This window comes from Ekhidna sp., from assembly GCF_965227465.1.
Taxonomy (GTDB): Bacteria; Bacteroidota; Bacteroidia; order Cytophagales; family Cyclobacteriaceae; genus Ekhidna.
This window is the reverse complement of record NZ_OZ245746.1, coordinates 674,807-690,981: the sequence shown is the minus strand read 5'-3', so window position 1 is coordinate 690,981 and position 16,175 is coordinate 674,807. Positions and strand designations below refer to the sequence as shown.

Here is a 16,175-nt window from a genome sequence, read left to right as displayed (position 1 = left end):
ACTGTGAATCATTTGAGATTCAATGTCAGCCAGTAACTGGTAATATTTAATCCAAGCATCATCTGTAATACTCCATCCAGTTGCTGTGTCAGATTCAAGGTTCGTAAGTATTGTACATTAAAATATTTGAGATCACTTTTTACCAGTTGCAACGGAGACGTTTCGTAGGAGTCGTATGAAGTAGTCATTTGCGCATTCATTCTCTTGTGTGTTTGTTTGATAATTCAAAAGTCAGAAAATGAGGAAGCCTGTGTGAGAGTGATTTTCGGGTTTGAAAAGATTCCGAAAAACGCTTAAACAAGTAAGAGAGGTGCGTATCTTAAATGCACGTATAGCTTTACGCAAATCACGCATAGGAAAAATACGGAGGAGAGATTGCGACCATCCAAATATCAATGAGGTTATTAGGTGGCTGGCACCTAATATGAATACGTATAATAGAAAAAGCCCACTACAGGATGTAGTAGGCTAGCTATCGCTCTTCGCTTAAAGAGCACTTAATTTTCCATATGCTTATTTCTTTGTCTCTTAGTTAACACGCATCTTCACATACTAACAAGTGCCATTTCCTTTCATTTAGCTTTCCAGATTATTATGAAGCTTGTGCGATTTCAATTTTTGATTCTTCCTGATGCGCTATTCTAGAAAGGCTTGCATTTGATTCCTCCGTCACATTCATGATGGTACCATAGAAGGTGCTTCGGGATACATCTTTGTAGTCAGGCCTAAATAGTATTTCAAAAATTCCCTGATACTTTTGATTGAACATATATCGATGCTCCTTTCTATATTCTTTTCTACGCTCTATACTTTCATTCAATCTATCTAAGAGTCTAGATGGATCCTCGAGTTTAATCAGCTTGACTAATCTTCCTAATGAAATTTGACTGGAATGTAACCCAAGCATTCTAACAAGATTTTTAGAACAAATAACCAAATCGAGATCTGCATCATATTCAAAACTTCCTGATAGTGTAAGCTCTTCTGCTTGCTGAAGAATGCTTTGAGATTTTTCCATAATTGAGATGGCGTTCCTTCTCGCAGAAATATTCTTCGCCTGTCCAAGTATACCTGCGATCTCTCCATTTATAAATAAGGGGTTTTTGCTAACCTCCAGCCACACTCGTCTTCCATGCTCATCCACATAATCAAACTCATAATTGGCAGACATCCCTTTTTCCAGAATGTGTTTATCGCCTTGGAATGATTGATCGCTTTGATGTATCCATTCGATTTCATCATCAGACTTACCGATTATCTCTGCCTCATTCTTATCGTACAACTCACAAAAAGCTGCATTGACCCTTAAATATTTTAAATCAGAATTTTTAAGAAATACAGGATTATCAAGTCCTTCAAACAAGGTGTCAAACATTTGTGAGGATTCGTTGACCTTTCGCATACATTCCTCAGAATGGCTCTTTAATTCATATTTATGAATCACATTTTTAAGGACATAGGGAAGTTTCTTGAGAAATGTTTTTTTTATAAAGTCTTCTGCTCCTGCTTCTAGCAGTTCTAATCCTAATTCCTCACTGATTGATCCTGAAATGCAAATTATAGGTATATCTGATCGTGTTCGTATATATCTAATCGCTTTTAAGCCATCAAGACCTGAGATATTATAATCACAAAGCACAATATCAAATTCATCAAATTTTTGGAGTTTTAATTCCTGCTCCTTATCAATCACCTTAAGTGAAAAATCAAAGTTAGATTTCGTGAGTTCGCGTTTGATTAACTGCTCATCATCTGAACTGTCTTCCAACATTAAAATTCTGAGATCTCTATTCGTCACATTTTCCATCCGTTCCAATTGTTAAGCTGATTGTTAATTATTTATACGGCAAGATTCCAAATTCCTTCTCCACTAAACTTGTGCAGTTTATATCCAACCGCGAAATAGATAGTCTAAGGGGCAGTATAAAATTTGGAGTTCAGCACTATTCTTTTATTACCAATGGTTATGCCAGAAATGATAACAAAAATTTAACCCAGTTAACTATCTGTAATTCAGATCATTAATTTCATTTAAGTATTATGCTTAACTAAATTATCCCACGGTTATTCGTGAGTGTAGACCGTTATTAGGTAGATGGCACGGCTATCCGTGGGCTAAGTGTTCGGGCGTTTTATGCCAAACTTTTTCATTTTATCCCGAAGTGTACTTGGTTTAATTTTTAAAGCATTAGAAGCTCCGTTCTTTCCTTCTATCCTCCATCCGCATTTTATCAAGATTTTCCTGATGTGATTCTCCTGAATCACGTTCAGCGAATCATCATGTGACCATTCTTGGATTTGGGAGGGATTATCGTTCAAAATTTCAGGTATGCTCAGGTGTTCAGAGTTGGACAAAATTATTGCCCTTTCAATTGTGTTTTCCAGTTCACGAACATTCCCTGGCCATGCGTAATTTCTCAGGTAATCCATCACGGATTTAGGCACCATATTGACAGGTTTATCATGTTTGGATGAATATTTATTCACAAAATGTTCAACCAAAGCGGGAATATCATTAGGTCTTGATCTTAAAGGTGGAATTTCAATTGGGAAGACCTTCAGTCTAAAAAGTAAGTCTTCTCTAAAAGCTCCTTTCTCAATCAAGGCGTTTAAATCTTTATTCGTAGCGGATATTACTCTTACATCGATTTTTCGGGATTGGGTACTTCCCAACCTTTCCACTTCACCCTCCTGAAGTATACGCAAAATTTTCACCTGTAGCTCTAATGGCATATCCCCTATCTCATCCAGGAATATGGAACCTCCATCTGCCAGTTCAAACTTTCCGGGTTTCTCCTCAATTGCTCCTGTAAATGCTCCTTTCTCATATCCAAACAACTCACTCTCTATTAATTCACGAGGAATTGCGGCTGTGTTCACTTTAATCATTGGCTTTTCAGATCGAGTGCTGACATTATGGATGGCCCGCGCAATTAACTCTTTACCGGTTCCTGTTTCACCTGTGATCAATACCGTGGCATCCGTTTTTGCTACCTGCTCCACTTGTTTGAGTACATGGTTAAACTCCGAGCTCCTAAAGACCATATTTTCAAAATCATTGGCTTGTTTGATTTCTTCTTTGAGATATACATTTTCTTGTTCTATCTGCTCTTTTAGGGTCTTAACCTCTCCTAAAGCCTGTTCCAATCGAAATTTCGACTGTGTGATTTCGGTTATGTCATGAGTCACCGTTAAAATGAATTTAACCTCGTTAGACTCGATGATAGGGGTAGCCGTGGTGTCTGTGGCTAAAAAAGTTCCGTTATACTCAGCCTCCGTAGTATATCTGATTGATTGCTTAGATTTCTTTACTCTATTATAAACTTCAAAATGCTCTTTAATTTGACTCGGAGTATATCGCAGAATATCTTCAAAATATGTCAACATATTCAATCCCGCTAAAGACGCTTCATTAATGTCTATTCCCACATTTTTCATGCCTTCAATCGCTGCTTTATTTACTGATTCAATAAAAAAACCGGCTTTCTCAACACGCATGAGGAGCATAAAATCAGTAACACTATTATAAATTAATGAAAGCTGTTTTTGATTTACTTCGATGGATTGACGTGCTTCTTTCTCACTGGTAATATCAATGGCTTGAACCAAAATATTTATTGCTTTGCCATTTACGTCATTTATTGCTTGGTAGGAAGAATTGGTATATCTAATGTCTTTGTTAACACTAAAAAATCTATCCTCAGTTAAGATTGGGCCTTCAGAAGTTTTAGCCATCAAAACCTGTTGTTTTATTTTCTGCTGCCACTCTCGATTGCCCTCCCACCATGGACCTTTCCAGAGATATTTTCCGATTAAATCTTCTCTTCTTTGATTGTCCATCTTTAGTAGCAAATCATTAATCTGTACAATTTTACCATCCAGATTCAGGACAGTTGAGTATTGGAATTGTTGGTTAAAAACGTTCCTTAAACGTTCTTCACTTTTTTTAAACTTTTCCTCCGACTCTCTTAATGGAGTTATATCCTGAGAAGTACCTAAAAGACGAATTGCCTGACCTTTATCATTTCTAATCACCTTGCTAAATGACTGAATGAATTTGGTCTTCCCATTTACTAAAACCCGATACTCTACTTGACTAGAGTCCGGACCATGATCTTGAAGTGTCGTTTCAAATTCTTGTCCTACACGCTCAATATCATGCGGATGAACGATACTGAATAAATGGGCATTTAAATCAACATCTGTAGACGGGGCTAATTCAAATATCTTATATATTCGTTCATCCCAAAAGACTTTATTTTCCTGAGGATACCAGTCAAATGTACCAATATCAGTTGCCTCAAGCGCTAGTCTTAATCGTTCCTCACTTTCCCTTAATATTGCTTCTTTTGGTTCTTTCTGAGTCATGTCCAAGATAGTTCCTCGAACCAGGTTTTTGGAAAATGGAGGAAAGCGTATGAGGCGTACCTCACATGGTATTTCGTGACCATCTTTATCTATGTGAACCCAGTCAAAAACGGGGTTCCCTCCAGCCAAGGCTTCTTGTATAACTCTTCGAGCATATGCTTGAGCATTATGACCATAAACATTTGCAGGACTAAGATCAGATGGGTTCTTAGATAAAAGCTTTTTCTTACTTAGCTTAAAGAAGCTGGTTGCCTTTTCATTGCAATCAACAAAATTTCCCTGATCTACATCAAGGATTACCACAGGTTCATTAAAACTCTCTATTAAAAGCTGATTGTCCATTTTCAATGCAGCCCATTTAAGCGGGCAACATTTATAAGTTAGAGAAAATAGCAGGTTAAATCAAACTAAATTACGTTCGACCGCATACATCACCAACCCGGCTACATTCTTGCATCCAGTCTTTTCTAGTAGGTTTCGTTTGTGGGTCTCAACAGTCCGAATACTGATGAAAAGTTTGTCAGCAATCTCCTGATTTGAGTATTCATTCGTAATAAGGACGAGAACTTCCTTTTCTCGATCTGACAATTCTGCTTCAAGTGTGAGCCTTTCTTTTGGTTTTCTACCAGCAATATTTCCAATAATCGTTTTGTAAACTTCGTCGGAATAGTGGTCTTGCCCATCAAGCACCTTTTTTATGGCCTCTACCAACTCTGCCTTGTTAGATTTCTTGAGTACATAACCATTCGCTCCCAAGGCAATCATTTTATTTATGTACCCTGCTTCATTATGCATGGATAATACAAGTACCTTTTGGTCTGGATAGCTTTCTCTTAAACTCTTAATGAATTCAATGCCATCCATTTTAGGCATATTGATATCTGTGAGAATGATATCATATTCGTTTTCTCTTAACAAATCAAGAGCAACTAGCCCGTTTTCAGCTTCATCCTTTATTTCAAACTCTATATCCCCTTCGAAATAAAACCTGATACCGTCTCTAATGATTTGATGATCATCTACTAATAACAGTGTACGCATGTGACTTTCGATTTTTAACTAATTGGCATTTTCACTTCTAAGCGTGTTCCTTGACCCTTTTTTGAATCAATGTTTATCAGTCCATTGCTCCTTCGAACTCTATGAGTAATATTTTGCAAGCCATTACCATTGAGTACCTCTTCAACAACAAAACCCTTTCCATTATCTTTAATTAATAAGCTGAGTATACCCCCCTCTTGCTTTAAATGCATACTAACCTCAGTGGCTTCACTATACTTAATCGCGTTATTTAAGGCCTCTTGAATAACACGATATACCTGAGCTTTTACAAAAGGTGATAGGTCTTCCTCATTATATTCATACTTCTTATCCATCGTAAAAGATGCTGGCACATAAGTTAGTAGTTTATCAATAGCGTAATCCAGACTATGCTCTTCTATTTGCTTTACAGAAATATTATTTATAAGATAACCTAAATCATCGATGGTCTCATGAGATAAGTTTTTGACTTTTTCCAAGTCCTTATTTTCAGGCATATCATCGTAAATTTTGCTGATATACATTGAGATTGCATTCATTTTTTGGCCAAGATTATCGTGTAGTTCTCGCGCTAGTTCTTCACGCTCTTGCTCCTGTTTATTCATCAAATAGATCTGATTCTCGTGCTCAGCAGTAACGTCCACCAGTGTACCATAAAACCGAACTCCTTTTTCATCTTTATAATCGGGTCTCAATACCAGTTTAATATATTTGATTTCCAATTTATCTTTTGATTTTATTAGAAACCTATGTTCATTATGATATTCCTCATAATTATCAATGGATTTATTAATACCCTCATCAAATATGTGTCGATCTTCCTCCTTTATCATTTGAGCAAATTTTCTAAAGGAGATCGTATCGCCTTCAATCCTTAATTTCAAGATCTGCTTGAAATTAGAGCTGCAATTAATCAGGTCAAGATCTGCATCATATTCGAAGCTGCCTGATAGTGTAAGTTTTTCGGCCTGACTTAAAATCGATTTAGCCTTAATGGTTTCCTCCAATAGTATTTTCTTTGACGTCACATCCCGGCACGTACCGACAATTCCAGTAACCTTTCCCTCCTCTAATAAGGGGGTTTTTGATATTTCCATCACTAACCGACGGCCTTCATGATTTAATTCTAAATCATACAAAACTGGCTTTCCGGACAGCTTTACAAACTCATCATTTTTAATCGCCTCACTCGCAATTTCATCTGGGAAAAGCTCATATTCCGTCCCACCAATTATTTCCCCCTCATGTAGTTTTAGAAATTCACTAAACGCCCTATTGACTTTTACGTATCTTCCATCTACATCTTTGAGGAAAATCATATCCATGAAACTATCGAAAAGAGTATCGAGAATTAGATTTTTCTCAACCACCTCTCGTTGGAAGCGTTGCTTTTCCCACTTGACAGATGCCTCATGCATTGTTCGCTCAATTGCAATGGCTATTTTCTTCAAGTTTGATTTCAATACAAAATCACTTGCCCCTGCCTTCAGCAAATCAGCAGCCAGTTCTTCCCCGACAGTACCAGAAAGTAAAATGACCGGTTTAATTGGATCGTGTGACCTCACATATTTTATAGCGGTAAGTCCATCGTAATCTTTAAGATTGTAATCACAGATAATAAGATCATACTTGGACAATTCTTCACTCAGGAATTCCTTCTTTGTTAACGCAATTTTTAGCGAGTGCTTCAATTTAGATTTTCCTAAGACGATCTTTAATAGATCAACATCGTCGGGGTTATCTTCTAAATGAAGAATGTTTATATTTTCTTTCCAGGTGGTCATTTTAAGTTGTTTCAAGCAATCATAAGACTTCATTTTAGTTACTCCGGAATTTGATTGATTAGCAACCAATATAAGCTGATCTCTTTTGTCACTTCTACGAATTTGGAAAAGTTAATGGGCTTCACCACATAGCTATTTACTCCTAATTCATAACATTTTTTAAGATCACTGTTCTCCTTTGATGAGGTCATGACAACCACCGGAATTTTATTTAGGTCATCATCCTCCTTTATCTTTTCTAAAACCTGAATGCCACTGAGCTTGGGCAACTTTAAATCTAAAAGAATAAGCCTGGGCTTGATTGAGGTGTCTCGATCTTGATAGCCCTCCTTTCCCTGCAAATAATTAATCGCTTCCTCCCCATCTTTCAGCCAAATAATCTCATTTACAAAATTTGGGCCCTTAAGTGATCTCATCGTGAGCTCAGCATCATCTGCACTATCTTCTACTAAAACGATTTGATTATCCTTTGCTAACCCCATTCTATATTTTCTTAAATCTTAAAAAAAACGTAGCTCCTTTTCCTTGTTCGCTCTCTGCCCAGATTTCTCCATCGTGTGATTTCATGATTTTGGAACAAAGTGCCAGGCCTACACCAGTACCTTCAAATTCAGATTCTGTATGCAGTCGCTGAAATACCTGAAATAATTTGTCGTAATAATCCATATTAAATCCAGCACCATTGTCTTTGACGCTAATCACGACTGAGTCTTTCTCTTCAATGGACGACAAAACAACCTGTGGATTTTCTTCTTTCGAGCTGTACTTAATAGCATTGGAAATGAGATTGGTAAATACTTGTGTGAGCATCATTTGATCTCCTGAAATAGTCGGCAAATCACCGACTTCTAAAATACTTTTTGACTCTGGAAAAATATCATCAACCACTTGATTAATCATCGCCACAAGGTTGAGCTCTTGATGATTTACTTTTTTTCTATTCATTCTGCTAAATTCTAGCAGGTCATCAATCAGCCCTCCCATTTTGGAAGCATTTGCAGCAATTCTATTCAGATATTTGGAAGCTTCATCAGGTATCTCTTTCGAATAATCCTCTATCAATGCCTCAGAAAAACCGTTAATTGCTCGAAGAGGTGCACGTAAATCATGAGACACTGAATATGAAAAGGACTCCAGTTCCTCGTTAGCGGTCTTCAAGTCAATTGTGCGTTGACTAACGATTTCCTCCAATTCCTTTTTGGATTCCTTGACATCTAACTCATATCTTTTTTTAATATCAATGTCCTGAAAAAGCCCTTGGAGCTTTTTGGCTTCTCCATTTTCATAAATAGCACGACCTATGGCTCTCACCCATTTTTCTGTGTCTTTCGCAGTGATGATTTTCAATTCGAGATCCCAAGATTTTTTCGTCGAAATTGCCTCTTCGATTGCATTAGTGATGAGATCCCTATGATCCGGATGATAGTAATTAATTCCATCTTCAAGTCGAATCAATTTTCCGATTTCTTCTTCATGTATTTTATATATTGTCTCACTCCAATAGCACCTAGACTGCTCCAAGTCGACCTCCCATGTCCCAATGTTTGCCATGTTAGATATTTCAGAGAATCGCTCATTCATTTCCTTCAGTTTCTTTTGAATTAACACTTCTTCTGTAATCAACTCCGTGAAAATGATAACGCCTCCAATTTGATCATTCGCATCATACCAGGGTCTCAATTGCCATCGCAAATATTCAGTACCATTTTTGCCTTCATAGGTGTCAAAATCTGCCTTGATCGATTCCCCTTCCAGTACTTTTCTAATATTTTTAACCCACTCCAAATCCTTGGTGCTATCCGGAAAAACATCAAAATAATTTTTATCAAGAATAGACGATTCTTCAAGTGTATAATCCTCTATCCATCCTTCATTCACAATGATGAAATTCAAATCATTGTCCAACATGGCCACAGCACCGGGACTATATTTAACGAATAGCTCAAATTGGTTTTGAATTTTCTTTCTTTCATCAATCTCAGCTTGAAGCACCTCTGGACTCTTATATTCTAATGCCTTAGGTATTACGAAACCAAGAACCGTAGCGGTTGTCAGAGAAACCACTCCGGTCAGGAGTTTGGTGAATCCACTAAACCGATACATGGGCTCCCAAAAAAGAACTACATCAATTAGGTGTGTGAAACCACATAGCAGTATGAATGTGCCAAACAAAGAAATAAGCCACTTTACTTTACCTAATTCAATCTTTCTAATAAACCATAAAAGCATTATCGAAATGGAGAGGTAAGCAAGGAATATGGAAATATCTGAAGAAATGTATAACCAGCCCTCTGTTTGGGACCAATCTCCACACGTCCATCTTGCCGGCCAGTTTTCTGTACTGAAAAGTCCTTTAAAGTAGGATGTGAGTGTAGGATTTGCGATTTGTGCCGACGGAGTTTTACACAGCGTTACCTCATCGATCTCAATAAAATTAGATTTAATACTTAATTTTTCCGAATCATTGCTCGCAACTGATATACCAACAACAAGACATACTACAGCGGAAAGCATGGCTTTTCTTTTCATGGGTGGTAATTTAAAAATGAGGTGAGCAGACCAAACATACTACTATTTCAATTAATACGTTTTACGCTAATCGAATAAATCGACTTGTTAAACAAATAAATTGTTTAAAACGGAGATAGGTTTGCAAAAATACCCAAACATGAATTTCGTAAACCTTGATACCACCTTCCTATTGAATATCTTAACCAAGTGGTCATGAAAAAAGTGAAATTTCTATTTTTTTTTAAACCCAGCTCTGGCATACCGATCACTTCAAAAGTTACCGATGCAAGAATTACTTTACCCTGGAAATCATCTACAGATGTAAGCATCTCTTACACTGAATTTAAGGAAGGGTTTAATGGAAATTTGAAACAAAAAAAGGGAAGCCAGATTAAGCTTCCCTTTAAGTATTGATTCCCTTAAGATTTAGCCAATTTCTACTAATTTAATATCGAATACCAAATCTTTACCCGCTAATTCGTGATTAGCATCTACGGTAATTGCTTCATCAGAAACTGAAGTCACTGATACATATGTTTGGTGTCCCAGATCGTTAGTAGCCACTAGTTTCTGACCAACTTCAGGTTGCATATCGTCCGGTAATTGATCTTTTGGAACTTCCTGAATCAATTCATCTCTTCGCTCTCCGTATGCTTCTGCTGATGGAATTTCTACCGTTTTCTTCTCATCGATCGCCATACCATTCACAGCTTCGTCAAACCCTTTGATCATTTGTCCTCCTCCAACAGTAAATTCTAACGGCTCGCGCCCCTCAGAAGAGTCGAAAACTTCTCCGGAAGTAAGTTTTCCTGTATAATGCACTTTTACCTTGTCGTTCGCTTTAGCTTTCATTTGCTATTCTTTTCTTGTGAAATAATTGTGCAAAGGTATAAAAAAATAAGAGGCTAAATCATTTTATATGTAACTACATTAAATGTAATTACGTATATTTATTGCAATTAAAAAGAAAGGATATTTAATGAAAACCTTAGTTCATCGAGCCAATTCACGTGGGAACGCAGATTTTGGGTGGCTTAAAAGCAAGCACAGTTTCAGTTTTGGTCAATACTATAATCCGGAACGAATACATTTTGGGATGTTGCGTGTGCTTAATGATGATATTGTAGCTGGTGGTGCTGGATTTCCAACGCATCCACATGATAATATGGAAATAGTGTCTATTCCCTTGAAGGGTGCTTTGGCGCATAGGGATAGTACGGGAACAGAAAAAATCATTCAGACAGGCGAAGTACAGATAATGAGTGCCGGAAGCGGACTTACCCATTCAGAGTATAATGCAAGCAAGGATGAAGAAGTAAATTTTCTACAAGTCTGGGTATTTCCGAAAGAAAAAGATATTACTCCTCGGTATGATCAAAAACAATTTGATTCTCAGAATAGACAGAATGCGTTTCAAACGGTAGTTGCGTCAGATGATCCGCATGCCGTTTGGATTAATCAGGATGCCTGGTTTTCTTTAGCAAATTTAGCAAGCGGTAATACCATTGAATACACCATTAAGCAGCATGGAAATGGAGTGTATATTTTCGTTATAAATGGACAAATTGAGGTGGCAGACAATTGGCTGAGTATGCGAGATGCAATAGGAATTTCAAACGCTGAATTGGTTTCAATTGCTGCCTCGGAGGATACTGAATTGTTAGTGATAGAAGTCCCAATGAACTAAATATGGATAGCTTTAAAATTCCGGCAGAAACCCGCATTGGTCATGTACATTTTAAAGTGTCCGACATTCGGCAATCATTGGATTTCTACTGTGGACTTTTGGGGTTTGAACTGATAACTACCTATGGTGATGATGCTGCTTTTATTTCTGCAGGTGGTTATCATCATCACATAGGGCTGAACACATGGATGAGTAAAAATGGAAGCCCTCCGCCCCGCAATACTACAGGTCTTTTTCATACAGCCATTTTACTTCCCACCAGAAAAGATCTGGCGATTTTATTGCACCGACTGAGAGATGTAAATTATCCGCTAACCGGTGCAGCTGATCATGGTGTTTCAGAAGCGATTTACTTAAATGATCCTGATCAAAACGGGGTAGAACTTTATTGGGACAAGCCCAAAGCGGAGTGGCCGACAAAGGCAGACGGTTCTCTGGATATGTACACCAGACCTTTGGATTTTAATGATCTTCAAAATGAATTAGCATAAAAAAACCCACTCAAATGAGTGGGTTTTTTTATTTGATTTGATTTGTCTAATTACCAACTTCATCCAATGGAACAGGAAACTGATTGAATATTTCCTGTGTTGCAGGAATTACGTTTCCATCTTCATCAGTTGTGGTGACTGGATCTAGTGTAATATAAGTTTCAGTAAGATTTCCAGTTCTTCTCAGGTCAACCATTCGGTGTGCTTCTCCCCAAAGAGAATACCTGCGCTCTACTAAAACATCCTGAACCGTTACCGTTCCTACTAAATCTGGAAGTCCTGCTGCACTTCGAACCGCGTTAATCCCTGCAAGTGCCTCAGTATTATTAGTTCCGATGTTTGCCTCAGCATATATTAACATCAATTCCTCATTGCGTATAATATCTATCGGGCTTGTGGAAGTCGTATACAGGTTAGTCTCATAATTAACCATTATACCTGATTTGGTAAATGGTGCAGCGCGCTGAGTAACCTTATTTTGAACCCTCAAATCACCTGCTTGAGCTTCACTAACCCAAGTATCAGAGGCAAAAATTTGATTTCCGTTTTGTCCAGGAGTTTTAAATAGATCGTTCAATAAATCACCCCCAGTTGTACTAAAAATCATTTTAGGACCGATGCTTAAATCGCCAGATATGTCAAAAAATGAGTCATTGAGATGTGTCAAAGCCGAAGCATTATCACCAGCATACAAAGCTGCGCGAGCAGCTAATGCTCTATTAAACTGAGCAAACGTTGATGGAGTATCAAAACCTGCAAACCCACTGGTAAAAACCATTGAGAATTCAGCTCCATTCAATTCTGTATTTGCTTCGTCCAAAAGATCTCGAACAAATTGAAGCACTTGACCTTCATTGGTAACAAGAGGACCAAAATTATCAGGATCCTCTACATCAAGGCGAATTCCACTATCGAAATAAGCTCCCCAAAGAATCAAGAATTGATGCGCTATCATCGTTTTTGCAAATCCACTATATCCATTCTTTTCTGCTGCTGATACTGATTCAGCTGCAGCCGGTAAAGACTCCAAAAGAATATTACAATTCTTAATCGTCCTATACCTGTTAATCCAGTTAGCGGTTGTATAGAATGAATCATTATCCAAAGAACCTTCTGTACCAATTAAATCGGTAGTATTTCTTGGATCCGCATCAAACAAATAAAGCTCTCTTGTAATAGTGCCTGTTGCCGTGGCATAAATTGAATAGCTATTTCGCATTCGAGCCAGAACACCTGTAACCAGGTTATTCAAATCTGTTTCTGTTGCGCCTTCTGCTATATTCTCAACTGCCGGAGCATTTGGATTGATTTGTTCATCAATTTCACAACCAAATGTTAATACTCCGCATAATATTATATATGATAATTTTTTCATTGTGCTAATCATTAAAAGTTAACCTTGAGATGAAAGAAAATCTGTCGATTATTCGGGTATGGTCCTACATCCAATCCACTTCCTAAAGCATTCGTTCCATTTGTTGAAACTTCGGGATCATAACCTAAGTAATCTGTTTTGGTCCATAGGTTTCTTCCTGATGAACCTATTTTAATGCTCTGAATTGCACCGTTAAATACACCTAAAGCTGACTTTGGTATCGTATAATACAAAGCCACTTCTCTTAACCTCCAATATCCTGCAGGTTGAATCCAGGTACTCGCATATTGCGACCCCCTTTCATCAATAATAGGGTTAGTTCCACCATCATCAAAAAGCAAATCTGATAAATTCAAATTCTGACTTCCCTTTTTCCAGTGAAGTAGGAATGAGAAATCAAAATTGCTTAAGAAATTAACCGTATTATAAAATGACATCTGAAAATCTGGTTGTGTATTACCCACTTCTGTTGGTGAACCATCTACATTCTGATAAATACCAGTAACTGACCCACCTTCTTGGATGTAGAAGGTTCCTAAACCTAGGCCAAAACCATTTCCTGGCGCGGTGAATGGAGGTACTCCTAATCTCGTGTAATTGGCTTCATTTTTCCACCAATTGATGGTTGAATTCCAAGTAACATTCTCATTGCTAACTGGACGTGCATTTAAGGCTATCTCTATACCCTTATTCTCCAGATCTGCATCATTAAGCACCTGAGTACTGAATCCGATTGAAGGAGGAAGGCTTCTATCAAATAGAAGATTCTTAACTTTCCTGTTGTACGCTGTAAACTCTAATCCAACGATTCCATCAAATAAACCTAAATCAAATCCAAATTCAATCTCTTGTGATGTCTCCGGCTCGAGTCCTGGTGTACCTCTCTGAGTATCAATAACGCTACCACCCTGGCCTCCAATATTTGTCGGGTCGAATGTGGTAAATAATGAACCATATGTTGCACTGGATCCTGTTTCACCGTAAGCTACTCGTACTTTAAATTGATTAATTTGATCTACGCTCCAAAAATCAAAATTATGAATATTAGCAGCTAATGATGCTTTCATAAAACTGTAATATTTATTAGGATCACCATTCAAACTGGATTTATCCATACGAATACCAACCGTACCGATTAGTTGATCATTGTAGTTTGCTTGCTCTTGGAATATAAATCCAAATTCCTCTTCATTCTGGAGATCTTGTATGATATCCTTTGCTCCACTTTGAGTGAGGTTTGTTTGGCCAGGAATCAATTGCGTTGCTTCATTGTACAAAAATTCTCTTTTGAAATTTAGGTATGAAATACCTGCACTCGTAGTTAGTGCTAAGTCACCTAAGAAAATATCATGCACCAAGAAAGCCGTGTAATTGAGATTGGTAAATACATTTTTACCAGCACCGATATATCCATTTTGATTTCCTACCTGTGCCTGATGAAATTCAGGTACATAAACAAAAGTCTCATCTACAAAGAAATCTAGACCCCCTTGCCATTTGAATGTTAATTGTTGATCATCTTTTTGAATTAGATCAGCTTCAAAAGCCAAAGATTGTAAAGTTCTATTAACCTTATCTTCATTTCTTGCTTTATCTCTTACTAAAAGCATATTACCTGATGAAGCTGGATTATCAGGGTAATTACCCTCAGCATCCGGGAATAAATTATACCAAGGTCGAGTATATGCTAAATTATAAATTACAGCAAGACCACCTTCGTTTTCATTCCCTGTGAATCCTCTTGAGGTTTCCGAGCGAATAAAGGAAGATGAAGAGCTAATTTTTACACGATCACTTATCTTGTGATCGATATTTGCTCGAATATTGTATCTTTTAAATCCAGTATTCTTCATAATTCCTTCCTCATCTCTAACAGATCCCCCAAGGAAAAAAGTAGTCTTATCACTTCCCCCTCTTGCTGAAAAATTTGTGTTAGTAATCAATCCAGTTTCGCCGAATAATTCTTTTTCATAATCAACAACATTTCCTGCATTAAATGCTGCCACTTCTCCATCACCAAAAGTTGACGCCACATTTGTTGCGTTCCAATCCCTAAGGCCTTTCAGTCGTACTGCCTTACTAAAGCCAACATCTTGCGATAGACTGAATTGCGTTCTTCCTTGACCACCTCTTTTAGTTGTTATTAAAATCACACCAGCATTTGCTCGTGTTCCATAAATAGCAGCTGCAGAAGCTCCTTTAAGTACCTCAATATTTTGAATATCATTAGGATCAAGATCAGCTAGTCTATTAGCTGCTTGTTCCTCATTTGGACGGTTTGCTCCAGAAGCAAATCTTAATCCTGAGGGTACTTCAGCATTACTCATATAGATTCCATCTATTATGACAAGAGGCTGATTATTTCCTTTAATGGAAGAAATGCCTCTCAATCTCATAGCAATTCCTCCCCCTGGAGCACCTGAAATTGAAGTTAGGTTTACACCAGTGAGCTTTCCATAAAGAGCCCCATCTACAGTTCCTTGATTTGTCATTCCTGTAAGTTGCTCTGAGGAAACTGTACTTACAGAGTTTGCCAGGTTCGATCTCTTTACAGAGGTAGCAAGTCCTGTTACGACAACCTCATCTAGGTTTGTCACATCTGTTCGCATGGCTACATCACCAGCGTCAGATGCGGCTATTTCCTGACTGGAATATCCAATTGATGAGAATACCAACGTTGACCCTGAAGGCACTGAAAGTTCGTATTCTCCATTAATCCCTGTAATAGTTCCGTTTGTAGTCCCCTTAACTAATACAGTAACACCGGGTAACGGTTCACCATTCGAGGCATCCGTGACCGTTCCGCTGACTCCTACATTTTGAGCCATCAAAAAACTAATGGGTAGCAAAAAGGCTACAATCATTAGTTTTCTTTTTAAGTAGTTTTTCATCATAGTAGAGTTTTTAACTTAAAAATT

General features: G+C 37.6%; 13 protein-coding genes. 3 read left to right on the top strand and 10 right to left on the bottom strand.

All coding sequences use genetic code 11. From position 1 onward, the window contains the following. Positions 1 to 8: 8 nt before the first annotated feature. The 7 genes from ACO05G_RS03190 to ACO05G_RS03160 form a co-directional block, all read right to left on the bottom strand. On the bottom strand, positions 9 to 200 hold the full coding sequence (locus ACO05G_RS03190) for a hypothetical protein (protein WP_421764655.1): 192 nt from the start codon (positions 198 to 200) through the stop codon (positions 9 to 11). 392 nt (positions 201 to 592) lie between these two features. Then, a complete protein-coding gene (locus tag ACO05G_RS03185; protein ID WP_421764654.1) occupies positions 593 to 1,807 on the bottom strand; it encodes a response regulator in 1,215 nt (404 codons plus the stop codon). A 308-nt stretch (positions 1,808 to 2,115) separates the two neighbouring features. Further along, positions 2,116 to 4,710, bottom strand: a complete 2,595-nt coding sequence (locus ACO05G_RS03180) for a sigma 54-interacting transcriptional regulator (RefSeq protein WP_421764653.1) — start codon at positions 4,708 to 4,710, stop codon at positions 2,116 to 2,118. 60 nt (positions 4,711 to 4,770) lie between these two features. Then, entirely contained in the window at positions 4,771 to 5,409 is a 639-nt protein-coding gene (locus ACO05G_RS03175) for a response regulator transcription factor (RefSeq protein ID WP_348284786.1), read from the bottom strand. 14 nt (positions 5,410 to 5,423) lie between these two features. After that, positions 5,424 to 7,193, bottom strand: a complete 1,770-nt coding sequence (locus tag ACO05G_RS03170) for a PAS domain-containing protein (protein WP_421764652.1) — start codon at positions 7,191 to 7,193, stop codon at positions 5,424 to 5,426. A 38-nt stretch (positions 7,194 to 7,231) separates the two neighbouring features. Beyond that, a complete protein-coding gene (locus tag ACO05G_RS03165; RefSeq protein WP_348284788.1) occupies positions 7,232 to 7,675 on the bottom strand; it encodes a response regulator in 444 nt (147 codons plus the stop codon). Between the two features lies 1 nt (position 7,676). Next, positions 7,677 to 9,722, bottom strand: a complete 2,046-nt coding sequence (locus tag ACO05G_RS03160; protein ID WP_421764651.1) for an ATP-binding protein — start codon at positions 9,720 to 9,722, stop codon at positions 7,677 to 7,679. 195 nt (positions 9,723 to 9,917) lie between these two features. Here ACO05G_RS03160 and ACO05G_RS03155 point away from each other — a divergent pair, with 195 nt between their 5' ends. After that, entirely contained in the window at positions 9,918 to 10,118 is a 201-nt protein-coding gene (locus ACO05G_RS03155) for a hypothetical protein (RefSeq protein ID WP_421764650.1), read from the top strand. A 12-nt stretch (positions 10,119 to 10,130) separates the two neighbouring features. On the opposite strand, the gene ACO05G_RS03150 is transcribed toward ACO05G_RS03155, so the two are convergent. After that, positions 10,131 to 10,556 carry a peptidylprolyl isomerase gene (locus ACO05G_RS03150; RefSeq protein WP_348284791.1) on the bottom strand — a complete coding sequence of 142 codons (426 nt, stop codon included), beginning with the start codon at positions 10,554 to 10,556 and terminating at the stop codon, positions 10,131 to 10,133. A 127-nt stretch (positions 10,557 to 10,683) separates the two neighbouring features. Here ACO05G_RS03150 and ACO05G_RS03145 point away from each other — a divergent pair, with 127 nt between their 5' ends. After that, complete coding sequence (locus ACO05G_RS03145) at positions 10,684 to 11,391, top strand: pirin family protein (RefSeq protein ID WP_421764649.1); 708 nt, start codon at positions 10,684 to 10,686, stop codon at positions 11,389 to 11,391. A gap of 2 nt (positions 11,392 to 11,393) precedes the next feature. Then, the gene (locus ACO05G_RS03140; protein ID WP_421764648.1) at positions 11,394 to 11,882 is read left to right on the top strand and encodes a VOC family protein; all 489 of its coding nucleotides are present in this window, start codon (positions 11,394 to 11,396) and stop codon (positions 11,880 to 11,882) included. 46 nt (positions 11,883 to 11,928) lie between these two features. Here ACO05G_RS03140 and ACO05G_RS03135 read toward each other — a convergent pair whose 3' ends face one another. Both ACO05G_RS03135 and ACO05G_RS03130 read right to left on the bottom strand, forming a co-directional pair. Continuing rightward, positions 11,929 to 13,257 (bottom strand): RagB/SusD family nutrient uptake outer membrane protein, encoded by a 1,329-nt coding sequence (locus ACO05G_RS03135; protein ID WP_421764647.1) that lies wholly within the window; start codon positions 13,255 to 13,257, stop codon positions 11,929 to 11,931. A gap of 11 nt (positions 13,258 to 13,268) precedes the next feature. After that, entirely contained in the window at positions 13,269 to 16,151 is a 2,883-nt protein-coding gene (locus ACO05G_RS03130) for a SusC/RagA family TonB-linked outer membrane protein (protein ID WP_421764646.1), read from the bottom strand. Positions 16,152 to 16,175 lie beyond the last annotated feature (24 nt).

What these genes read in the sequence shown, in the direction of transcription:
- ACO05G_RS03190 (WP_421764655.1), bottom strand. Translation starts at nt 200, where the DNA reads ATGAATGCGCAAATGACTACTTCATACGACTCCTACGAAACGTCTCCG.
- ACO05G_RS03185 (WP_421764654.1), bottom strand. Translation starts at nt 1,807, where the DNA reads ATGGAAAATGTGACGAATAGAGATCTCAGAATTTTAATGTTGGAAGAC.
- ACO05G_RS03180 (WP_421764653.1), bottom strand. Translation starts at nt 4,710, where the DNA reads ATGGACAATCAGCTTTTAATAGAGAGTTTTAATGAACCTGTGGTAATC.
- ACO05G_RS03175 (WP_348284786.1), bottom strand. Translation starts at nt 5,409, where the DNA reads ATGCGTACACTGTTATTAGTAGATGATCATCAAATCATTAGAGACGGT.
- ACO05G_RS03170 (WP_421764652.1), bottom strand. Translation starts at nt 7,193, where the DNA reads ATGACCACCTGGAAAGAAAATATAAACATTCTTCATTTAGAAGATAAC.
- ACO05G_RS03165 (WP_348284788.1), bottom strand. Translation starts at nt 7,675, where the DNA reads ATGGGGTTAGCAAAGGATAATCAAATCGTTTTAGTAGAAGATAGTGCA.
- ACO05G_RS03160 (WP_421764651.1), bottom strand. Translation starts at nt 9,722, where the DNA reads ATGAAAAGAAAAGCCATGCTTTCCGCTGTAGTATGTCTTGTTGTTGGT.
- ACO05G_RS03155 (WP_421764650.1), top strand. Translation starts at nt 9,918, where the DNA reads ATGAAAAAAGTGAAATTTCTATTTTTTTTTAAACCCAGCTCTGGCATA.
- ACO05G_RS03150 (WP_348284791.1), bottom strand. Translation starts at nt 10,556, where the DNA reads ATGAAAGCTAAAGCGAACGACAAGGTAAAAGTGCATTATACAGGAAAA.
- ACO05G_RS03145 (WP_421764649.1), top strand. Translation starts at nt 10,684, where the DNA reads ATGAAAACCTTAGTTCATCGAGCCAATTCACGTGGGAACGCAGATTTT.
- ACO05G_RS03140 (WP_421764648.1), top strand. Translation starts at nt 11,394, where the DNA reads ATGGATAGCTTTAAAATTCCGGCAGAAACCCGCATTGGTCATGTACAT.
- ACO05G_RS03135 (WP_421764647.1), bottom strand. Translation starts at nt 13,257, where the DNA reads ATGAAAAAATTATCATATATAATATTATGCGGAGTATTAACATTTGGT.
- ACO05G_RS03130 (WP_421764646.1), bottom strand. Translation starts at nt 16,151, where the DNA reads ATGATGAAAAACTACTTAAAAAGAAAACTAATGATTGTAGCCTTTTTG.